At 72.6% G+C, this 19,420-nt stretch carries 22 protein-coding genes and 1 riboswitch; of the genes, 13 read left to right on the plus strand and 9 right to left on the minus strand.

Annotated features, from left to right (window positions below):
• Positions 1–304 precede the first annotated feature (304 nt).
• The 3 genes from ACIA6A_RS40185 to ACIA6A_RS40195 all read right to left on the minus strand — a co-directional run bounded on the left by ACIA6A_RS40185 (position 305) and on the right by ACIA6A_RS40195 (position 1,816).
• Positions 305–619 carry an HAD hydrolase family protein gene (locus ACIA6A_RS40185; protein WP_396103477.1) on the minus strand — a complete coding sequence of 105 codons (315 nt, stop codon included), beginning with the start codon at positions 617–619 and terminating at the stop codon, positions 305–307.
• Positions 620–732: 113 nt separating this feature from the next.
• Positions 733–1,209, minus strand: a complete 477-nt coding sequence (locus ACIA6A_RS40190) for a hypothetical protein (protein ID WP_396103409.1) — start codon at positions 1,207–1,209, stop codon at positions 733–735.
• Positions 1,210–1,216: 7 nt separating this feature from the next.
• Positions 1,217–1,816, minus strand: a complete 600-nt coding sequence (locus ACIA6A_RS40195; protein WP_396103410.1) for a TetR/AcrR family transcriptional regulator — start codon at positions 1,814–1,816, stop codon at positions 1,217–1,219.
• Positions 1,817–1,887: 71 nt separating this feature from the next.
• Between ACIA6A_RS40195 and ACIA6A_RS40200 the strand changes: the two genes are divergently transcribed.
• Both ACIA6A_RS40200 and ACIA6A_RS40205 read left to right on the plus strand, forming a co-directional pair.
• Positions 1,888–2,943, plus strand: coding sequence for an HNH endonuclease (locus ACIA6A_RS40200; protein WP_396103411.1), 1,056 nt, complete (start codon positions 1,888–1,890; stop codon positions 2,941–2,943).
• On the plus strand, positions 2,940–3,776 hold the full coding sequence (locus ACIA6A_RS40205) for an MBL fold metallo-hydrolase (protein ID WP_396103412.1): 837 nt from the start codon (positions 2,940–2,942) through the stop codon (positions 3,774–3,776). The genes ACIA6A_RS40200 and ACIA6A_RS40205 overlap by 4 nt, the downstream gene beginning before the upstream one ends.
• Before the next feature lie 57 nt (positions 3,777–3,833).
• On the opposite strand, the gene ACIA6A_RS40210 is transcribed toward ACIA6A_RS40205, so the two are convergent.
• On the minus strand, positions 3,834–4,727 hold the full coding sequence (locus tag ACIA6A_RS40210) for a LysR family transcriptional regulator (RefSeq protein ID WP_396103413.1): 894 nt from the start codon (positions 4,725–4,727) through the stop codon (positions 3,834–3,836).
• A gap of 205 nt (positions 4,728–4,932) precedes the next feature.
• On the opposite strand from ACIA6A_RS40210, the gene ACIA6A_RS40215 reads away from it, so the two are divergent.
• Genes ACIA6A_RS40215 through ACIA6A_RS40225 form a run of 3 tightly spaced genes read left to right on the plus strand, consistent with a single transcriptional unit; the run spans position 4,933 to position 6,631 of the window.
• Complete coding sequence (locus tag ACIA6A_RS40215; protein ID WP_396103414.1) at positions 4,933–5,427, plus strand: dihydrodipicolinate synthase family protein; 495 nt, start codon at positions 4,933–4,935, stop codon at positions 5,425–5,427.
• 4 nt (positions 5,428–5,431) lie between these two features.
• A complete protein-coding gene (locus ACIA6A_RS40220) occupies positions 5,432–6,289 on the plus strand; it encodes a virginiamycin B lyase (RefSeq protein ID WP_396103415.1) in 858 nt (285 codons plus the stop codon).
• A 30-nt stretch (positions 6,290–6,319) separates the two neighbouring features.
• Entirely contained in the window at positions 6,320–6,631 is a 312-nt protein-coding gene (locus ACIA6A_RS40225) for a type II toxin-antitoxin system Phd/YefM family antitoxin (RefSeq protein ID WP_396103416.1), read from the plus strand.
• Here the strand turns inward: ACIA6A_RS40225 and ACIA6A_RS40230 are convergent.
• Genes ACIA6A_RS40230 through mycP form a run of 3 tightly spaced genes read right to left on the minus strand, consistent with a single transcriptional unit; the run spans position 6,563 to position 9,817 of the window.
• Positions 6,563–7,747: an MFS transporter gene (locus tag ACIA6A_RS40230; RefSeq protein ID WP_396103417.1), complete on the minus strand. Its 1,185-nt coding sequence runs from the start codon at positions 7,745–7,747 to the stop codon at positions 6,563–6,565. The two genes, ACIA6A_RS40225 and ACIA6A_RS40230, sit on opposite strands and share 69 nt — an antisense overlap.
• Positions 7,748–7,751: 4 nt before the next feature.
• Positions 7,752–8,540, minus strand: a complete 789-nt coding sequence (locus tag ACIA6A_RS40235; RefSeq protein WP_396103418.1) for an alpha/beta hydrolase fold domain-containing protein — start codon at positions 8,538–8,540, stop codon at positions 7,752–7,754.
• A gap of 41 nt (positions 8,541–8,581) precedes the next feature.
• Positions 8,582–9,817, minus strand: a complete 1,236-nt coding sequence (mycP, locus tag ACIA6A_RS40240; protein ID WP_396103419.1) for a type VII secretion-associated serine protease mycosin — start codon at positions 9,815–9,817, stop codon at positions 8,582–8,584.
• Positions 9,818–9,964: 147 nt separating this feature from the next.
• A riboswitch (cobalamin riboswitch) is annotated at positions 9,965–10,042 on the plus strand.
• 60 nt (positions 10,043–10,102) lie between these two features.
• On the opposite strand from mycP, the gene ACIA6A_RS40245 reads away from it, so the two are divergent.
• From ACIA6A_RS40245 to ACIA6A_RS40255, 3 genes are read left to right on the plus strand one after another with little or no spacing between them, the layout of a single operon-like run.
• Positions 10,103–10,306: a CbtB domain-containing protein gene (locus tag ACIA6A_RS40245; RefSeq protein WP_396103420.1), complete on the plus strand. Its 204-nt coding sequence runs from the start codon at positions 10,103–10,105 to the stop codon at positions 10,304–10,306.
• On the plus strand, positions 10,297–11,103 hold the full coding sequence (locus ACIA6A_RS40250; protein ID WP_396103421.1) for a CbtA family protein: 807 nt from the start codon (positions 10,297–10,299) through the stop codon (positions 11,101–11,103). The genes ACIA6A_RS40245 and ACIA6A_RS40250 overlap by 10 nt, the downstream gene beginning before the upstream one ends.
• Positions 11,100–11,651, plus strand: coding sequence for a histidine phosphatase family protein (locus ACIA6A_RS40255; RefSeq protein WP_396103422.1), 552 nt, complete (start codon positions 11,100–11,102; stop codon positions 11,649–11,651). The genes ACIA6A_RS40250 and ACIA6A_RS40255 overlap by 4 nt, the downstream gene beginning before the upstream one ends.
• On the opposite strand, the gene ACIA6A_RS40260 is transcribed toward ACIA6A_RS40255, so the two are convergent.
• Entirely contained in the window at positions 11,645–12,649 is a 1,005-nt protein-coding gene (locus ACIA6A_RS40260; protein WP_396103423.1) for an aminoglycoside phosphotransferase, read from the minus strand. The two genes, ACIA6A_RS40255 and ACIA6A_RS40260, sit on opposite strands and share 7 nt — an antisense overlap.
• 72 nt (positions 12,650–12,721) lie before the next feature.
• Between ACIA6A_RS40260 and ACIA6A_RS40265 the strand changes: the two genes are divergently transcribed.
• From ACIA6A_RS40265 to ACIA6A_RS40285, 5 genes are all read left to right on the plus strand, one after another.
• The gene (locus ACIA6A_RS40265; RefSeq protein ID WP_396103424.1) at positions 12,722–13,309 is read left to right on the plus strand and encodes an ArsR/SmtB family transcription factor; all 588 of its coding nucleotides are present in this window, start codon (positions 12,722–12,724) and stop codon (positions 13,307–13,309) included.
• 5 nt (positions 13,310–13,314) lie between these two features.
• The gene (locus ACIA6A_RS40270) at positions 13,315–13,995 is read left to right on the plus strand and encodes an SRPBCC domain-containing protein (RefSeq protein WP_396103425.1); all 681 of its coding nucleotides are present in this window, start codon (positions 13,315–13,317) and stop codon (positions 13,993–13,995) included.
• Positions 13,992–14,792 (plus strand): alpha/beta fold hydrolase, encoded by an 801-nt coding sequence (locus ACIA6A_RS40275; RefSeq protein ID WP_396103426.1) that lies wholly within the window; start codon positions 13,992–13,994, stop codon positions 14,790–14,792. The genes ACIA6A_RS40270 and ACIA6A_RS40275 overlap by 4 nt, the downstream gene beginning before the upstream one ends.
• A gap of 24 nt (positions 14,793–14,816) precedes the next feature.
• Positions 14,817–17,543: an ATP-binding protein gene (locus ACIA6A_RS40280; protein ID WP_396103427.1), complete on the plus strand. Its 2,727-nt coding sequence runs from the start codon at positions 14,817–14,819 to the stop codon at positions 17,541–17,543.
• 62 nt (positions 17,544–17,605) lie between these two features.
• On the plus strand, positions 17,606–18,859 hold the full coding sequence (locus ACIA6A_RS40285) for a serine/threonine protein kinase (RefSeq protein ID WP_396103428.1): 1,254 nt from the start codon (positions 17,606–17,608) through the stop codon (positions 18,857–18,859).
• A gap of 46 nt (positions 18,860–18,905) precedes the next feature.
• Here ACIA6A_RS40285 and ACIA6A_RS40290 read toward each other — a convergent pair whose 3' ends face one another.
• A complete protein-coding gene (locus tag ACIA6A_RS40290) occupies positions 18,906–19,382 on the minus strand; it encodes a MarR family winged helix-turn-helix transcriptional regulator (RefSeq protein ID WP_396103429.1) in 477 nt (158 codons plus the stop codon).
• Between the last annotated feature and the right edge of the window lie 38 nt (positions 19,383–19,420).

Genomic DNA, 19,420 nt, shown 5'->3' on the forward strand with positions numbered 1-19,420 from the left:
TTCTTCGCCACCGCGGAAGTATCCACGGCATCCGTCATGACAGTCATCAGGTGCGTCTCCTTGATCAGGAGTTACACCGTTTTTCTTACAGTCCCAGATGCGATCGTCGCTTCGCGGTTGACCCCGGCGATCCCGGCGGTGACCGTGCGAAGGTCTGGCGAGTTCTCATCCGGTCCGAGTTGGCGATCCCGGGCGAGCACGTGAAGATCTCGGAGGTTCGCACGAGTCTCGGGGTGATGAGGGGGAATGCTGCGCTCTCGCCTTGTGACGTGCAGGACGCGCGAATGCTGAGAGAGGCTTTCTCTCAGCGTTTGGCGCGTTGGTCAGTTCGCAGGCATGGAGGATGGGTGTCCAGCCAGGCGCTGAGGATTGGCAGGACGGCTTGAAGATCAGCGTTGTTCACGGCTGCGCTGGCGGCGGCACGAGATTCCAGAGTCGCATTGAACGCGACGGCGCAGCCGACCGTGCCGAACAGTGGTATGTCTGAACGCCCGTCGCCGATGGCAGCGCATTGCCGGAGGTCTGCGCCCAACTCGGCGGCCGCGCTGATGGCCAAGTCGCGCTTGGCCTGCTCGTCGGACTGCTGGGCGACCTCACCGCTGTAGCGGCCGTCAATCATCTCCAAGCGAGGTCCGCATGCCCGCACGTCTCCACCAACCCCGAGATTTCACCGACTGGCTCAGCCACGCCTACGCTGCCATGGACCGCCAACTCGAACGAGAAGAGACATTCTCAGTCGGTCACGGCGAAGGGGGCGTACCCCGGTTCTATCGCATCGACGATCAGGTCGGAGAACACCAGCGCGATGGTGTGGCCGTTCGTCTCGATGGTCGCCTCATGGAACGGCAGGCTCAGGTGGTGAGACCACTGCTGCGCGTCGGGTGAGTCCGCGACCAGGGTCAAGCCTGGATAGAGGACCTGCCACCGGACACCCCACACGTACCCGTCGAGGTCGGCGCGCTGTTCGTCGTCCACGAGCCGTTCGTCGAGCGATCGTTTCCAGACCTGTGGTGGCACCGCTGAGGTCGTGGCGGCGCGGACGCAGTGCTTGAAGCGGTACCGGAGGTGCTGTGGAGGGATACCGGTGCGGGGATCGGCGGTCGCATAGATGTACACGTCGTAGTCGCGCATGTAGTCGGCGAAGCCGTGAAAGACCAGGGCCTGGTCGAAGACGTCGTCGAAGGCAGTCTGGATCTCGGAACCGTTCACCTGCTGATCATCGTTTCGGGTTGCGTTCGATGCCGACCAGGATGCTCTCGGTGACCTCGACGATCGCGTCCGTGGTGGGCAGGGCACCCAGCTCGCCGGCGAGGAGCAGGTGGGCGGTGGCGATGACGGACAGGGCGGCGGTGCCGATGTCCGCGGTGGCCGTGATGCGCCCTTGCCGCTGCTCGCGTGAGAGGTAGTCCTGCACCACGGCTGCCGCGTCGGACAGCAGGGGTGGGCCCGGCCGGTTGTTCGTGGCGATCCGGTTGCGGATCTGCGGGTGGGCGATGATCAGCGGCACCAGCGCGAGGACGACGGGATCGAGCAGTTCCCGGAGCGCGATCGCGACGTTCTCCGACACGGTCGCCTGTCCGAGCCGGACGGTGAGGTGCTCCGTGACGTCGTGGAATCCGCGGATCCGCTCGGTGACCAGGTGGGCGACGAAGGTGTCGAAGTCGGGGAAGTGACGGTGGAGCACGCCCTTCGCCACGCCCGCCTCGGCGGTCACCGAACGGCCGGTGAGACCGGACGCGCCCTCGCGCAGCAGCACCCGCTCGGCGGCGGCGACCAACTGCTGCCGCGGGTCGTGCAGTGCGTATCCGGTCGGCACCGTCTGCTCCCAGGGTCGACGAGTGGGCGTAGGGTCACTTTACCCGTGACGGTGCTGGGAGGAGGACGTGCGTGACCGAGGCGCGGTATGTTCCGGGCGGCGACAACAGCGTGCTGCGTGACGCCCTGTACGAGGCCTGGGGTCGCCGGTGCCACGTCTGCGAACGGCCCAAAGCGTTTCACGAGATCCAGATCGACCACCTCATCGCACACACCGTCACCGACGATGACCTACGGCGGTTGACGCGCGATCATGGCCTGCCCGATGACTTCGACCTGCACCTGCCGGCCAATCTTGCTCCCGCGTGCGGGGACTGCAACGGGCAGAAAGGCGTCCACGTCCTCGCACCCGCGCTGCTCGACATCCGGCTCGGGAAGGCCGCCCGGCGCGCGCCGAGGGTGCGGGCCACCGTGCAGAGTTCCGCCACCCTCCATCGGATCGGTCGCAGCCTGCGCGCGCTGCGGGGTCTCGACCTCACCGATCCCGCGGCCCGGGCCGCCTTCGAAGAGCACGCGCCCGCCGTCGTCCAGGAGCTGGCGCTGTTGGACGAGACCAAGGCCGACTACCTGGTCACCCGGCGCATCGGGGTGGCGTTCGACTGTCCCGACCTCGCCGTCGACGCCGTCCTGGACGCCCGGGGCCGTGCCGGGGTGGCCATGATCGAGCAGATCGGCGGCTGCACGCTCGCCGCCGCCGTGGGGCCCGCGGTCGGCGAGCTGGCCGGGCAGGTCCGTGGCCATGCCCGGGACGGGCTGGAAGCGCCGGACGTCGAGAGGAGCCCGGCAGCCGAGGGCGGAGCGTTGACCGTCGCCGAGCTGGACTGCACGTATCTGGCGTTGCTCATCGAGACGGTGGCGGTCGAACGTGACGGCGCGAACCTGTACGCCACCCTCGGTGGCCGCTTCCGGTGCGGGTTCAGAGGGTCGGTGGTGCGGTCCGTACCCGCCGGCGGCCGGGAGAAATGGCACGGTGAGGTCGGGACGGCCGGTGGGCTGCGGATCACCTGCGGCTGGGATCTGACCGCCGGCACGGGGAGCCCGCGGACCCGGAATGTGGAGATCACCGGCTGGGACCACGTCAAGGCCCTGGTGTGGACGTTTCGCCCGCAGCTGCTGGACGCCCGGTGACGCCGACCGCCTTCGAGGAGATCGCCGACCGGGTGTACGTCCTGCGGTACCCGGTGCTGGACGTCAACGTCACGCTGGTCACCTCCCCCGGCGCGGCCCTGGTGGTGGACACGCTGTCCACCGTGGGCCAGGCCGCCGAGCTGGCCGGTGCGATCCGCGCGATCACCCGTGATCCGCTGATCGTGGTGAACACCCACCACCATTTTGACCACTGCTTCGGCAACGCGACGCTGGCCGGGCCCGGGGTGCCGATCTGGGCGCATGAGGACGCCGCGCGGGAGTTGCGCGATCATGGTGAGAGCCTGCAACGGCATTGGTACGAGCAATGGCTGCCCGAGGAACCGGAGCTGGCCGCCGGCCTCGCCGAGGTCACCGTACGGGTACCCGACCGGCTCGTGCGCTCGTCGGTGACCGTCGACGTGGCCGGCCGTACCGTGTCCCTGCATCATCTCGGCCGCGGGCACACCGGCGGTGACCTGGTGGTCCACGTGCCCGACGCGGGGGTGGCGCTCGCCGGTGACCTGGTGGAGCAGGGCGCCCCACCGTCGTACGGTGATGATGCCTTTCCGTTGCAGTGGCCGGACACGGTGGCCGCGCTGCTGGCCCTGGTCGCACCGGACGGTGTCGTGGTGCCGGGGCACGGCGCGCCGGTGAACCGGGCGTTCGTGGCCGCCCAGCATCAGCAGCTCGGTGAGCTGGCCCGGCTGATCCGCGAGGGCCACGCCGGCGGCGACCGGATCACGGACGTGGCGGCCCGCTCCCCGTTCGGCGCCGAGGCGTCACTGGTCGCGGTCCGCCGTGGATTCGCCGCGTTGTCCGGCCTGGCACGGTGATGTGGTACCCCGACGGCCGACCTGTGTCCGGCGCACCCGACGTCGGTAGAAGTTCTGTCAGAAGGATTCTCCTGAGATTTCCGCGGCGGCGGCTTGCAGGGCGATCGTGAAAGCGGCGATCGCCGGGCGGGCGCCGGCGCCGCGGCGGTAGGCGATGCGGGTCCGGCGGCGGGTGGTCAGGCCGATGAGCCGGACGCCGGGTGGCGGCTGGGCCGCGGCGAGTTCCGGGACGAGCGAGATGCCCTGGCCGGCCGCGACCAGGGTGAGGACGGTCGCGAAGTCGTCGGCGTGGTGCCGGGCCCGGGGTTCGAAGCCGGCGGCCGCGCACACCTGCCGGGTCGCGGTGTGGCACAGCGTGCCCGGTGCGGCCAGGATCCAGTCCCGGTCGCGGTAGGAACCGACGTCATCGGCGCGGTCGTGGGCCCCGACGGCGAGGTGGACCTGTTCGTCGAGCAGCGGGGTCGTGTCCAGGGTGGGGTCGGCGACGGCGGGGACCACGTCGTAGTCGTTGAGCAGGCCGACGTCGAGGTCCCGGTCGTGCAGGGCCGCCGGGACGTCGACCGGGTCGAGTTCGGTGACCCGCAGTTCCAGGCCGGGGTGGTCGCGGCCCAGCGCCACCAGGGCCGGTGCGAGCAGGGTCCGGACCGCGGACGGGTACGCGCCGATGCGCAACGGTCCGGTCAGCCCGCCGACGACCGCGGCGAGGGCTGCTTCCGCGTTTTCGAGGGCCGCCAGCACGGTCGCGGCCCCGGTGGCCAGGACCCGCCCGGCGGCGGTGAACGTCACGCCACGGCCGCTGCGTTCGAGCAGGGCCACCCCGGCTTCGCGTTCGAGCGCGGCGAGTTGCTGGGACACCGCCGACGGGGTGTACGTGTGCAGGTGTGCCACCGCGGCGATCGTGCCGAGGCGGGACAGGTCGTGCAGCAGGCGCAGACGCCGGACGTCGAGCATAAGGTCAGCTTACGGTTGCCCGTACCCATCGGAACTGGACCTTATGGTGGTGGGGGTCGAAGCTCGATGTCATGACCTTCGACGGTGTTTTCGTCCCCCTGATCACCCCGTCCGGCACGGACGGTGAGGTCGCGCTGCCGGCTCTGGAACGGCTGGCGCACGACGTGCTCCGTGACGGTGCCCGGGGGCTGGTGCCTACGGTGTCGTGGCGTATCTCGCGGACTTCGCGGCCCGCAGTGCGGCGCCGGTGCTGGTGTACCACGTGCCGTACCGGACCGGTCAGGTGTTGCCGGCCGGTGCCCTGCGCCGGATCGCCGCGCTGGACAACGTCGCCGGGATGAAGCTCGCGGTGGGCGGCATCGATGCGGTGACGGTCGATCTGCTGGCCGATCCGCCGCCCGGTTTCGCGGTCCTGGCCGGCGACGACGCGTTCTTCGCCCCGCTGCTGACGATGGGTGTGCGCGGCGGCATCCTCGCGTCCGCGCACGTGGCGACCGCGTCGTTCGCCGCCCTGGCCGCCGGTGACCAGGGTCGCGGGCCCGGTCTCGCCCGGTTGTCGCTGGCCCTGTTCGCCGAGCCCAACCCGACGGTGATCAAGGCCGTCCTGCACGCCCAGGGCCGGATCCCGACCCCTTCGGTACGGCTGCCGCTGCTGCCCGCAGCCGGGAACAACCTTCGCGCCGCGCTGCAACTACTGTGACAACGTGGACATCATCGTCGGCCCGAGCCTGTACCACGTCGTCACCGGCCCGGACAGGGCACTGTGGGCGACCGGTGTCCACCGTGGGCAGATCATCAGAGTCGTTCCCGGTGGTGACATCCACACGTACGACCTGGGTGCCCCGGCGTCGCAGCCGTCCGCGATCTGCGCCGGCCCGGATGGCGCGCTGTGGTTCACCCGCGCTCAGGACGGTCATCTCGGCCGGATCGGGGTGGACGGTGCGGTGCGCGCGTTCGCGCTGCCGGCTCCGGGTTCCGGGCCGTACGGGATCGCGGCCGGGCCGGACGGTGCACTCTGGTACACCGCGATGAACACCCACCGCATCGGACGGATGAGTACCGACGGTGAGGTGACCGAGTTCCCGCTGCCGGCCGACTCGTTCCCGGCGATGATCACCGCGGGTCCGGACGGTGCGCTGTGGTGCACCCTCAACCGGGCCAACGCGATCGGCCGGGTCACCACCGACGGCACTGTCACCGTGTTCGACCTGCCCACGGCCGGTGCGGCCCCGGTCGGGATCACCGCCGACGGCGAGGCGCTGTGGTTCGTCGAGATCGGCGCGGGTCAGCTCGGCCGGATCAGCACCGATGGCGAGATCACTGAGTTCCCGCTGCCGGACCGGGCTTCGCGGCCACACGCTGTCACCGCGGCCGGTCCGCGTGACCTGTGGTTCACCGAGTGGGTGGCCAACCGGGTCGGTCACCGGGATCCGGCCGGCGAGATCACCACCCACGATCTGCCCACGCCGGACTCCGAACCGCATGGCCTCACCGTCGGCCCGGACGGTGCGATCTGGGTGGCGCTGGAGATCGGCGGGCTGGCCCGGATCGGCACGCTCTGACACGGTGCCCGGCTGGCTATTCTCGGAGGCATGGACTACACCGTTCCCGTGACACAGGCGCGTGCCGAGTTCGCCGACCTGGTCAACCGGGCCGCGTACGGCACCGAGCGCATCGTCGTCACCCGGCACGGCAAACCGATCGCGGCGCTGATCTCGGCGGCCGATCTCGAGCGGCTGCGGGCCCTGGACGGACCGGCCCCGCAGGTGCTGCGGCTGCGCGGCGGTCCGGCGACCGGGCCGGTGCTCGGTGTGCAGGAGTTCGGGGCGGCCGCCTCAGTGGACCCGTTTCAGCAGCACGACGGCGGTCGTGAGCACGCCGAGGACCAGGGTGGCGGCCGCTGACACGAGGATCGCCGGCAGCGCGCCGGCGGTGGTCACCAGCACGCCGCCGGCGCCGACCCCGACCGGGCCGGACAGGATCATGACGGTACGCCGGGCGGCGAGCACCGGGGTCCGCTGCGGTGACCGCTGGAACAGGGCGACGGTGATCGCGCCGAACGGGCCGTACATGATCCCGGCCAGGCCGAAGCAGGCCACCGACACCGCGACCGGTGCGCCCAGGCCGACCGGCAGCAGGGCCGCGCCGACCCCGATGACGATGGCGCCGACGGTGGGCCACACGGGCCGGGCGCGCAGGCTGCCGGCGGCCAGGCCACCGAGCACCGCCCCGCCGCCGAACGCGGTGAAATACCACGCCAGGTGCGATGCCGGGGCGTGCAGGTCGTCCGCGACGTGGATCGGCAGGCCGACCTCGATCGGCCCGTACAGCGCGTAGAAGACGAACGTCAGCACCAGCAGGCCGAGCAGTTGACGGTCGGCGAGCATCACCCGGAACCCGGTGCCCCGCGACGGTTGTGGTGCGTCCGGTTGCCGTTCGCGTCGGGGTGCGACCCGGTGGCACACCACGGCGAGGACCGCGAAACTGGCCGCGTCCAGGGCGATGACCCATCCCGCGCCGTGCCACGCGATGACCACGCTCGCCAGTAACGGCCCGACGAGCACCCCGAGTTGGTTGCAGATGGTGAGCAGGGCGTTGCCGGGGACGTGCTCACTTTTCGGGAGGAGCTCGGCGAGCAGGGTGTAGGTCCCGGCGGATCCCCAGGAATGCAGCAGTGACGACATCGCGAGCAGGGCGACGAACAGTCCCAGGCTCAGCGCGTCCAGGGCGGCGGCCACCGCGATCGCGCCCAGTGCCACCGCCCGCAGCGCCGAGTCGCCGGTGACGAGCTGACCGCCGGTCCTTCCCCGCAACGGGCGGGCCAGCAGGAAAGTGCCGAGCACCCCGGGGACCGTGTACGCGGCCACGGCCAGCGCCACGGCTGTGCCCCGCCGGTCCGTGGGGGCGATCTGCAGCGCGAGCCAGCTGACCGCGACAGCGCTCATCCCGTCCCCGAGTGACGACGCGACGAACCCGGGCAGCAGCTGGCGGATACAGGGGTCGCGAAGGACGATCAGCATCGCTTTAACGTACAGGACGTACGTTCTGTACAAAAGTTAGTGCTTCTTGGAAGAACGGCAGGGCCACGGCGCCGAACGTTCCGGCCCGCTCGTCGCCGGCCGGGCCGGGCAGGTCGGCCCACTCGTGGCCGGCGCCGTCGACCGGAACCCAGCGCACGCCGGCACCGGCGGCGACGAGGGTGTCCCGCAGGCGCTCGCCCTGCCACACCGGCACGACGGCGTCGGCCGTGCCGTGGGCGATCAGGAACGGCGGTGCCGCGGCGTGCACGTGGCAGACCGGGCTGGCCTCGGCCAGGTCACCGGCCGGGCCCATCAGCCGGGCCACCTCGTTGCCGCTGTCGAGGCGTTCGCCGCGCAGGTCGGCGGGCACCGCGCTGAGCGCGACGGCCTGGACCCGGTCGGCACCGGTGGCGGTCAGCGCCACCGTCGCGGCGAGATGCGCGCCGGCCGAGTGCCCCCAGATCCCGATCCGGGCCGGGTCGGCACCGTGGTCACCGGCGTGGGCGCGCAGCCAGCGCAGGGCGGCCCGGACGTCGTCCAGCGGTGCCGGCCAGTGCGCCTCGCCGCTCAGCGTGTAGGTGAGGCTGGCGGTGACGAAACCGTGCGCGACCAGCAGCGGGTTGAGCCACGGATGCATGCCGGCCCCACGGTCGCCCTCGTGCCAGCCGCCGCCGTGCACGTACACCACCAGCGGGCGCGGGCCGGCGGGTGCGGCCGGGCGCAGGATGTCGAGCCGCAGGCGGGGGCCCGCGTACGCCAGACCGCCGATGAACAGTGCCGTCGGATCGTCCACACCGGCCAGTCAAGCAGAGCGGCCGGTGCCGGACCACGCCGTTACGGGCGGGGGGCGGGGTCGGCGGCCTGCCAGCCCCGGCGGCGGCCGCGACGGAAAGCGGCCGCGGCGACGACGACCAGCACCACGACACCGGCGCCGCCGGCCGCCAGGAGCAGCGACATGTCGCGGGCGTCGGACCGGCGGGCCTGCAGCGCGAGCGCGGCCGGATCGTCGGTGATCATGACCCGGGGCGCGGCCGGGGCCGGGGTCTCCGGGCCGAGGGTCTCGGTGAGCGCGCGGTACGGGTTGAGCACGCCCACGCCGTACCCGTCGCTGCGCGAGCCGCCGGGGGCCGGGTCGGCGGTGGCGAGGATGCGCCGGGCGACCTGGGCCGGGTTCAGCGACGGGAACCGCTGCCGGACCAGGGCCGCGGTCGCCGCCACGAACGGGGTGGCGAAGCTGGTGCCGTCGGAGGAGGTGTGGCCGCCGCGGCGGGCCGCGAACGTCACCGCGACGCCGGGGGCCATGATGTCGACGTAGTCGCCGTGCTGGGAGAAGTCGCCGCGTACGCCGTTGACGTCGATCGCCCCGACCCCGATCACGTCGGGGTACGACGCGGGGTACGGCTTCGGGTTGCCCTTGTCCTCGCTGCCGGCGTTGCCGACCGCGGCGACGACCACGACCCCGCCGGCCACCGCGCGGGCCACGGCGGCCCGGACCTTGTCACTGTCGTCGGTCATGACCAGCGACATGTTGATGACGTCGGCGTTGCCGCCGGACGGGCTGGCGGCCCAGTCGATGGCGGCGGCGAACGTGCCGGGCCCGGAGGGCTGGCCGGTGGTGCCGCCGTTGGCGGTGTCGGTCTGCTCGCTGACCCGGACCGGGACGATGATCGCGCCCGGGGCGAGGCCGCGCAGGCCGGCGTCGGCGGCGGTCCCGGCCACGATGATGCTGGCCACCCCGGTGCCGTGCCCGACGCAGTCCTGGCGCCCGTCGGGGTGGCCGTGCAGGAAGTCCTTGCCACGCTCGACCCGGCCGCGCAGCTGGGGGTGGGTGTCGTCGACGCCGGAGTCGAGCACGGCGACCCGGATCCCGGCACCGGTGGCGAACGGTGCGAGCCGCTCCGGGTCGAACATCTGGTCCTCGTACGGGGTGGCCTTGCTCACCTGCGCGACGCCGGGCTCCTGCTGGCACACGAACGCCTGCGCGGGTGTCGCGGGCAGCAGCACGACGCCGAACCCCAGCACGCAGGACACCGCGGCGGAAGCGACCGCCCTGCTCATGACCTTGTTCATCCGTTTCCCCCGTACAACGACCGGGTTGGATGCTACCGAGGCCGGGGCCGTTGCGGCGACCCGGTGGCCGGGGTGGGCACGCCGCTCGATTGACCGGCTCACCTGCGCACAGCTAGGTTGAGGGAACCATTTCTGCGGCGTCGTGAGGGAAACCGGTGAGATTCCGGTGCGGTCGCGCCACTGTGAACGGATACCCGGGCCTCCCGGGTCCGTGAGTCAGGACACTCATGCGTCGCAGGCCTGTTCATCGGGACGCGTTCATCCCGCAAGGAAGGTCTGTTACCTATGTCTGACATTCAAGCGGTTCGCCCGCTCAACGCCCCCGCGGTCTCCCCCCGGGTGCTCGTGACCGCCACCGCCGTGGTGGCCGGTCTGCTGCTGCTCGCCTACCTGGTCGCGTTCGACCAGGGCGCGGTGTCGCAGAGCGGGATGTTCCTGCACGAGCTCATGCACGACGGTCGTCACCTGCTCGGCGTCCCGTGCCACTGACCGAGCGCCGCACCGCGCCGACCTACGGCGCCATCCTGATCCGGGGCCTGCTCGCCGGCCTCGTCGCCGGCCTGCTCGCCGGGGTCTTCGCGTATTCCCTGGGTGAGCCCAAGGTCGACGCGGCGATCGCCATCGAAGAGGCGGCCGCGCAGGCCGAGGCCCCGGCCGCGGGCGAGGCCGGGCACTCGCACGACGAGGAGGAAGCCCTCGTCTCCCGTGACGGTCAGAAGGGCGGGCTGTTCCTGGCCACCGCGCTGTACGGCGTCGCGATGGGCGGCCTGCTCGCCACCGCGTACACCGTGCTGCGCCGCCGGTTGCGTACGGCCGACGACTCCCGGGCCGCGCTCGGGTTGGCCGGTGCGGCCCTGGCCGGGCTGGTCCTGGTGCCGTTCGTGAAGTATCCGCCGAACCCGCCGGCCGTCGGTGATCCGTCGACGATCGATCAGCGGACCATCGGCTACCTCGCCATCGTGGTGATCGGCCTGGTCGCGGTCTGGGCCGGGGTGCTCGCGTCCCGGTCACCGCGCTCCGGTGCGCCGGAGTGGCTGCGGCTGCTCGCCGGGCTGGGCGCGTTCCTGGTCGTCGTGGTGGTCGGCTACGTGCTGCTGCCGAACATCGACGAGGTGCCGGAGACTTTCCCGCCGAGCCTGTTGTACAACTTCCGGATCACGTCACTGGGCACGCAGGTGACGCTGTGGGTGTCGCTGGGCATCGCGTTCGCGGCGCTGCTGGCCCGGCTCGGCGGCCGGGACAAGCCGGTGACCCCCGCGGTCGAGGCGGAGTCCGTAGCGGTGTGAGTGGGCTCCGGTTGCTCGCCTGCGCGCCGACCGCGTCGCTGCGCGGGGCACGGTTCGGCGGTGACGAGGACCTGGACGAGGGCGGCCGTAAGGCCGCCCTCGCTCTGTCCGCGTTCGGCCGCGGTGACCTGTGGGTGTCGTCCCCGGCGCGGGCGTCGTGCGAGACCGCCCAGGCGGTGGGGCACTCGGCGCTGACCGAGGCGGCGCTGGCGGACCCGGATTTCGGCCGCTGGCAGGGCCTGGGTCTCGACGAGGTGGCGCTGGCCGACCCGGCGGGCCTGCAACGCTGGCTGACCGACCCGGGTGCGGTGCCGCACGGCGGGGAGTCGCTGGCGCGGGTCCGTGAGCGGGTCGGCGGGTGGCTGGACGCGATGGCCCGGCAGCGGGTCGTGGTGGTGGCGCATCCGATCGTGGTCCGGGCGGCGCTGACCCACGCGCTGGGGTTGCCCGACGAGCGGGTATGGAGCCTGGACGTGGCGCCGCTGTCGCTGACCCGGCTGATGTGGCGCGCCGGTGGCTGGCACCTGCACTTCCCGCCGGCTCAGTAGACAGCCTCCTTCGCCCAGCGGGTGACGATGTCCAGCACCGGGGCGCGGCCGAGGAACGTCGCCTCGGTGTCGCGGGTGTCGTAGGCGCCGTCGCGCGGCGGCCGGGACGCGGCCATGATCATGCGTGGGGCCAGCCAGTAGTACTTCGCCGCCCCGGTGATCTTGATGGCGCGGTCCGTGTCCGGGTGTCCGAGGCCCCGGCGGTAGCCGTCGATGACCGCGTCGACCACGTCGTCGAGCAGCGCGATGTCGATCAGGCCGTCGAAGAACGAGTCGAGGGCCAGGTTCGCGGCGTCCTCGCCGATCGCGCCCGGCCCCACGAAGGCCCAGTCGAGCAGCACCGGCCCGCGCGGTGCGATGACCAGGTTCATCGGCCACAGGTCGTGGTGGCACAGGGTGCGCGGCAGCCGGTCGGCGGCGGCGAGCAGGTCACCGCGGCGTTCCCAGAGGGTCCGCAGGTCGGCGCGCAGGCGTGGCGACCAGGTCCGGACCGCGACCGGGTGGTCCCAGTCGAGGCCGGGCGTGACGGGCTGGGCGCTGGTGTAGTCGCGCAGCCAGTCGCGGGCCAGCCACGGTTGCGCCGGTGGGTGGTCGAGCCGGCGGGCCTGTGCGGCGCCGATCCGGTACGCGACGTCGCCCAGCTCCGCGCTGCCGCACCGGGGCCCGGGGGTGCCGGCGACGTCCTCGAGCCACAGCGCCACCGATCCGTCGGGGCGGTCCTCGGCGTCGAGCAGCTCGGGCGCGTACAGGCCGGCGTCGGCGAACGCGGTGCCGGCGAGGCCGCTACGGTAGGCGAGCGGTTCGCGGCGCCAGTAGTTCCAGTGCCCGGGTTCGCCGGAGGCCTGGAAGTGGGCGGCGGCGCCGGGCCGGCCGGGCGTGGCGATCTTCAGGACGCCGCGGCCGGGGACCCGCCAGATCCCGCCGGTGACGCCGTTGATCGTGTTGTGCGGGAGTGCTTCGGCCCCGGCGGGAGCGAGGTCCGGTGATGGTGTCGGCACAGGTGTCGACAGTAGGGCACCGACGTGTCGAGCCGCCTGGACAAATTTAATTGTCGGTGGGAGAGTGGCCGGATGGAAGACGTCGCAGTGATCGAGGACCCGGCCGCGGCCGCGGTCAGCCTGGATCCGATCCGGTCCCGGCTGCTCGCCATGCTGGCCGAGCCGGGGTCGGCCAGCATGCTCGCGGCCCGGATCGGACTGCCCCGGCAGAAGGTCAACTACCACCTGCGCACGCTGGAGCAGCACGGCCTGATCGAGCTGGTCGAGGAGCGCCGCAAGGGCAACATGACCGAGCGGATGATGCGGGCCACCGCCGCCGGCTACGTCATCTCCCCCTCGGCGATGGCCGCGGTCGCCCCCGACCCGTCCCGCTCCCCGGACCGGTTGTCGGCGCGGTGGCTGCTGGCGGTCGCGGCACGGCTGGTCCGCGACGTCGGCGAGCTGGTCACCGGCGCGTCGCGGACCAGGCAGCGGGTGGCGACGTTCGCCATCGACGGCGAGGTCCGCTTCGCGAGCGCCGCCGACCGGGCCGCGTTCGCCGAGGACCTGACCGTGGCGGTCACCGCCCTGGTCGGCCGGTACCACGACGAGAACGCGCCCGGCGGCCGAGGTCACCGCATCGTGGTGGCCGTGCACCCGAGCGTCACCCGGGAAGGATGAGGCGGATGGGCAAGGAGTTCGAGACGCACCTGAGCGCCGAGGTCGCCGCGTCCCCCGAACAGGTGTGGGACGCGATCGCCACCGGGCCCGGGATCAGCTCCTGGTTCGTGGGGCGCACCGAGGTCGACGGGGACACCGTACGGACCTCGTTCGGGGACGACTGGATCCCGGCCGGCACGATCAGCGCCGCCGACCCCGGGCACCGCTTCGCGTACGCGAGCGACACCGCCCCGGACGGCCGCTTCGTCGCGTACGAATATCTGATCGAGGGTGTTGACCGTTCGTCGACCGTGCTGCGCGCCGTGACCAGCGGCTTCCTGCCCGGCGACGACTGGGCCGAGGAGTTCGAGGCGATGGGGTACGGCACCCGGCTGTTCTTCCACACCCTGGTCGAGTACCTGCGGCGGTTCCCGGGCCGCGCGCTGGCACCGTCGACGTCGTTCGGGCCGCCGGTCACCGATTGGCCGGACGCCTGGTCGCGGCTGCACGCCCGGTTCGGTCTCGGATCGCGCCCGCAACCCGGCGACCGGGTACGCGCGGAGCTGACCGGCACTGTCTACCACGCGGACCCGCACGCACTGGCGATCGTCACCGACGCCGGGTTCCACCGTTTCATCAGGGGCTTCCACGGCTCCATGGTGTTCAGCGACGCCCTGACCACAGCCCCGGAAGGAACCATCGCATGAGTACGCTCACCTCGGCCGACGGCACGACGATCGGCTACGAGACGCTCGGTTCGGGACCGGCGCTGATCCTCGTCGACGGGGCCATGTGCTACCGCGGTTTCGGGCCGATGCGCGAGCTGGCCGCCGCCCTCGCGGACACGTTCACCGTGTATCTCTACGACCGGCGCGGGCGCGGCGAGAGCGGCGACACCCGGCCGTACGAGCCGCGCCGGGAGGTCGAGGACCTGGCCGCGCTGCTGACGGCGGCCGGTGGCTCCGCCGCGCTGGTGGGTGTCTCGTCCGGGGCGGTGCTGGCCGCCGACGCCGCGAACGCGGTGCCCGGATTCACCGCGCTGGCGGTGTACGAGCCACCGTTCATCGTCGACGGCACCCACCCGCCGCGCCCGGACACGTTCCTGCCCGAGACCGAGGCGCTGATCGCGGCCGGCGACCACGGCGGCGCGGTCAAGAAATTCCTGCGCAGCGTCGGCATGCCCGGGTTCGCGGTCACGATCATGTCGCTGCTGCCACCGTTCCGGAAGATGAAGCCGGTCGCCCCGACACTCCCCCACGATCTGCGCATCCTGGGCGACACCGGCCGTGGGGTGCCGTTGGACCCCGCCCGGTGGGCGCGGGTGACGATCCCGGCGATCGTGCTCGACGGCGGCAAGAGCCCGCAGTACATGCGCAACGCGGCGAAGGCACTCAGCGAGGCCCTGCCGAGGGCGGAGTACGCCACGCTGCCGGGACAGACCCACATCGTCAAGGCGCCCGCGCTGGCCCCGGCGATCAAGGACTTCCTGGCCGCTAAGCGCTGAGCGGCACGGGCCGATCAGGCTGACATGGCACTGCAGTGGGCGCTGGTCGGCAACATCGTGATCGCGTGCGCGTACGCGGCGATCACGCTGGCGATCCTGGTGCCGGTGGTACGCGCGGGTCAGGTACGCACCAACCGGCTGGCCGGCGCCACCGCCATGATCTTCTTCAGCTGCGCGGTCGGGCACGCTCTGCACGCCGTCATGTACTGGCAGGCCGCGTACACCGCGTCGGGGATGCCGGTCATGCACGAGGAGTCCGGGTGGCCGATGTGGCCCAGCGCCACCTGGGACGTGCTGACCGCGGCGGTCGGCGTCTACTACTGGAGCCTGCGGCGCAACTACGGGGTGCTGCTGGCCGGCACGGGCGCGTTGTTCGAGGACCCGCACGAGCAGCAGCGCCGCCACGACCTGGAGCTGCGCGAGCAGGTCGCCGCCGGCCGGGCGCAGGCCGAGGCGGAACGCGACGCGCAGGCCGCGATGCTGCTCGCGGTGATCACGAACAGTCAGTCGGCGATCTACATCAAGGACCTCGACGGGCGGTACCTGCTGGCCAACGAGACGTTCCAGCGGGCGTTCGGGCTCACCGAGGCGCAGATCCTCGGGCGTACCGACGTGGACCTGGATCCGTCGCTGGCCCCGGTGTGGCGGGCCAACGACCTGCTCGCGCACGCCGGCCCGGTGCACATGGAGGAGGTCCTGGAGTCCGCCGACGGCGGCCGGCGGCTGTTCGAGTCCAACAAGTTCCCGCTGTTCGACGCCGACGGCGAGCTCACCGCGATCTGCGGGGTGTCGCTGGACGTCACCGAGCTGCGCCGGGCCACCGAGACCGCGGAGCTGGCCCGGGACGAGGCGGTGGCCCAGTCGCAGATCAAGACGGAGTTCCTGGCGACCATGAGCCACGAGATCCGTACCCCGATGAACGGCGTCCTGGGTCTGGCCTCGCTGCTGATGGGCACCGACCTCGACGCGGCGCAGCGCCGGTATGCCGCGGGTATCCACTCGGCCGGCAACGCCCTGCTCGGGGTCATCAACGACATCCTCGACTTCTCCAAGATCGAGGCCGGGAAGGTGGTCCTCGACCCGGGCGACTTCGACCTGGGCGCGCTGCTCGCGGAGACCGCGGCGCTGGTCGCGCCGGCCGCGGAGGACAAGGGCCTGACGGTGGTCACCCGCCGTGGTCCGCAGCTGCCCCGCACGGTACGAGGTGACGGCGGCCGGGTCCGTCAGGTGTTGCTGAACCTGGCCGGCAACGCGGTCAAGTTCACCGGCAAGGGCAGTGTCACGATCCGCGCGGACCTCGCCGGTGACCGGGACCATCCGGTGGTGCGTTTCGAGGTGACCGACACCGGTATCGGCATCACCCCGGCCGACGCGCAACGCTTGTTCGAGCCGTTCACCCAGGCGGACGCGTCGACCACCCGGGTGTACGGCGGCACCGGTCTGGGCCTGGCGATCAGCAAGCAGCTGGCCGAGGCGATGGGCGGCACGATCGGGGTCGACAGCGAACCCGGGCAGGGTTCCACGTTCTGGTGCGTGATCCCGTTCGAGCCGGCGCAGGGTGACGAGACCGTCCCCGCGCCGGACACCGCCGGGCTGCGGGTGCTGCTGGTCGGCACCGGCCCGGAACGCCCGGCACTGGAGGCGGACCTGCGCCGCTGGCACCTGACCGTGACCGGCGCCGACACCGGCCCGGCGGCGATGACCGCACTGCTGCAGGCCGCGACCCGGGGCCGCCCCTACGACGTGCTGCTGCTCGACGCCGACGCCGGGGACGTGGACACCTCCGGCCTGGCCCGGGCGGTCGAGGCCGAACAGGGCATCCCCACGGTGCACGTGGTCGTACAGGGGGCCGCCCCGGCGGCCGGTGCGCCCGGCAACGTCACGTACCTGCCCAAACCGGTGCACCGCTCCGACCTGTACGACGTGCTGGCCCAGTGCCCGGCCGTACCGGTCGCGGTCATGACGGTCCCGGCCGTGGCGGCGGTGAAGGGCACGGTGCTGCTGGTCGAGGACAACGACATCAACCAGATGGTCGCCGTGGGGGTGCTGACCGCGCTGGGGTACGAGACGGATGTGGCCGGCGACGGGGTGCGGGCGCTGGAGATGGCGGCCACCCGCGGGTACGACGCGATCCTGATGGACTGCCGGATGCCGCGCATGGACGGGTTCACCGCGACGGCGGAGCTGCGCCGCCGGGAGGCCGCCGGTGCCCCGCGTACCCCGGTCATCGCGATGACGGCCAGCGCCCTGGTCGCCGACCGGGAACGCTGCCTGGCCGCGGGGATGGACGACTACCTGTCGAAACCGGTCAACCCGGTCGAGCTCGAGCACGCCCTGGACCGGTGGGTGCAGGGCAGTCCGGCGCTCCCGGCCCTGCCGGAGGCGGTGACCGGGCACCAGGACGATCCGGTCGGGCGCCGGCTCGACGAGCTCGCCGGCGATCACACCGGCCCGGAGCTGGCCCTGGTGGACCGCCTGGTCGAGTCGTTCCTGCAGCGCGCCCCGAGACACCTGGCGGCGTTGCGCGCGGCCCTGGCCGGTGGGGCGGTGACCGCGTTCGAGGAGGAGGCCCACACGTTCAAGGGGGCGGCGGGCAACATCGGGGCGGCCGCGGTCGCGGCGATCTGCGACGGTATCGAGGAGACCGCCCGCTCCGGGAGCCTGCCGGAGGCGCTGGACGGTGAGCTGAACCGCCTGGAGGAGGAGCTGCGCTGGGTGGAGCGGCGCCTGCACCTGGTCCTGGCCCATTGACCGCGGGTCGTCTGGCGCGCTTGCGGAAAAGTGTCGGTGGGTGGGGTTAGGGTCTGATCGCCATGGCAGACGATGACACCGATCCCAGCCTCCTGTCGCTCCCGAGACAGCACACCGCCGACGACCTCGTGGTGGAGTCGCGCCCGTGCGCGCACTGCGGGCGCCCGGTGCCGCAGCGGTCCTCGGCCGGCCGGCCGTTCCGCTACTGCCGCGACAACGACGGTGAGTGCCAGCGCGCGTCGCGCAACGTGCGGATGCGGCACCGGTCGTCGCCCGGCCTGGCCGGTCAGGTCGCCCGCACGTGGGAGGTCGTGGAGCGCCTGGACCAGATGGTCGCCACGCTGAGCGAGTCGCTGCACGGCGAGATGTCGCCCTCCGGGGTCGAACGCCAGGTCGCCGAGGTCCGGGCAGAGACGTCGCGGCAGGTCGCGGCCGCGCACACCGACCGCGACGAGGCCCGCCACGACGCGGACCGGGCCGCCGAGGCCGCCGCGACGGCCACCCAGCAGGCCGTCGCCGCCCGCGCCGAACGCGACGACGCCCGCCAGGAGGCCGACACCGCGCACCGTCTCGCCCAGGCCGCGGCGGCCGACACCCGTGACGCGCTCACCGCCCGTGACGAGGCCCGGGCCGCGGCGGACACGGCGGCGGCGGGGCGCCTGCAGGCGGAGACCGCCCGCGACGCGGCCCGCCAGGAGACCGACGAGCTGCGCCGCGAGCTGGACACGGCCCGCCGCGAGAACGACGCCGTACGCCGTGAGCTGACCCGTTCGCTGGCCGAGACGTCGTCGGCGCGGTCCGCCCACGACACCGCGGTCCGGGAACGCGACGCCGAGCGGCAGGCCCGGTCGCAGTCGCAGGAGGAGCTCGCCGAGGCGCGGGCCGCTCTCGCGGACGCCGAGGCGCAGACCCGGTCGGCGCGGGCTGATCTGTCGTCTGGCCGTGCCGAGCTCGCGTCGGCGCAGGCCGCCCTGTCGTCGGCGAGGGCGGACATGGAGGCGGCGCGGGCGTCGGCGGAGGCCGCTTTGTCGTCGGCGCGCGCGGAGACGGAGGCGGTGCGGGCGGAGGTGGCCCGGCTGGGCGAGGCGGTGGCCGCGGAGGCGTCGCGGCTGGCCGCGTCGCAGGCGGAGACGGTCCGGGCCCGCGCCGACGCGGACCGGTTCGCCGCCGAGGCCGAGGAGGTCCGTCGCACCCTGGCCGGCGCCCGGGCCGACGCGGACGCGGCCCACACCCGGGTGTCGCAGCTGTCGGGGCAGGTCGGCGATCTCGCGTCGGCGCTGGCCGCGTTCGGCACGCCCCGTCCGGCCGCCGGATAGGGTGCATCTGGCGGGTCTCGGCTCGCCGTGACCCACCCGATGTGGCTTAGCGCAGTTCCTGTCCCGCCGCCCAGCCCGGCGCGTCGAGGTTGATGGGCGAGTCGCCGACGAATTGGGCGAGCTGCGTTTCCAGCTCGGCGAGCTCGGCGGTGCCCAGACGCAGTTCCCAGCGGGCCCGCACCTCGTCGAAGATCGCCGTGCCCACGGTGATCAGCCCGATCCCGTGGTCGGTGATCCGGATGTTCTTGCGGCGGATGTCGGCGGGGTCGGTCTCGGTGGTGACGTACCCGCGTTCGACGAGTGCGGCGATCGTCTTCGCCGCGGCCTGCTTGGTGATGGCGAGTCTGCGGGCCAGGTCCGAGGCGCTGTCGGCGCCGGCTCGGATGGCCCGGATCGCGTACTCGTGCGACGGCCGGGCGTCGGGGTATCCCCGGTTCGCCAGCTCCCGGACCACTTCGTCCACCAGATTGCGGTAGCTGCCCAGCAGCAGCAGGGCGAGATCGGCGCCGGATCGTGAGGACATGGCCACAGTCTAGATCTCCCCTTGACATGGACAACTAG

This window comes from Actinoplanes sp. NPDC051494, from assembly GCF_044454705.1.
In the GTDB taxonomy this organism is placed as follows: Bacteria; Actinomycetota; Actinomycetes; order Mycobacteriales; family Micromonosporaceae; genus Actinoplanes.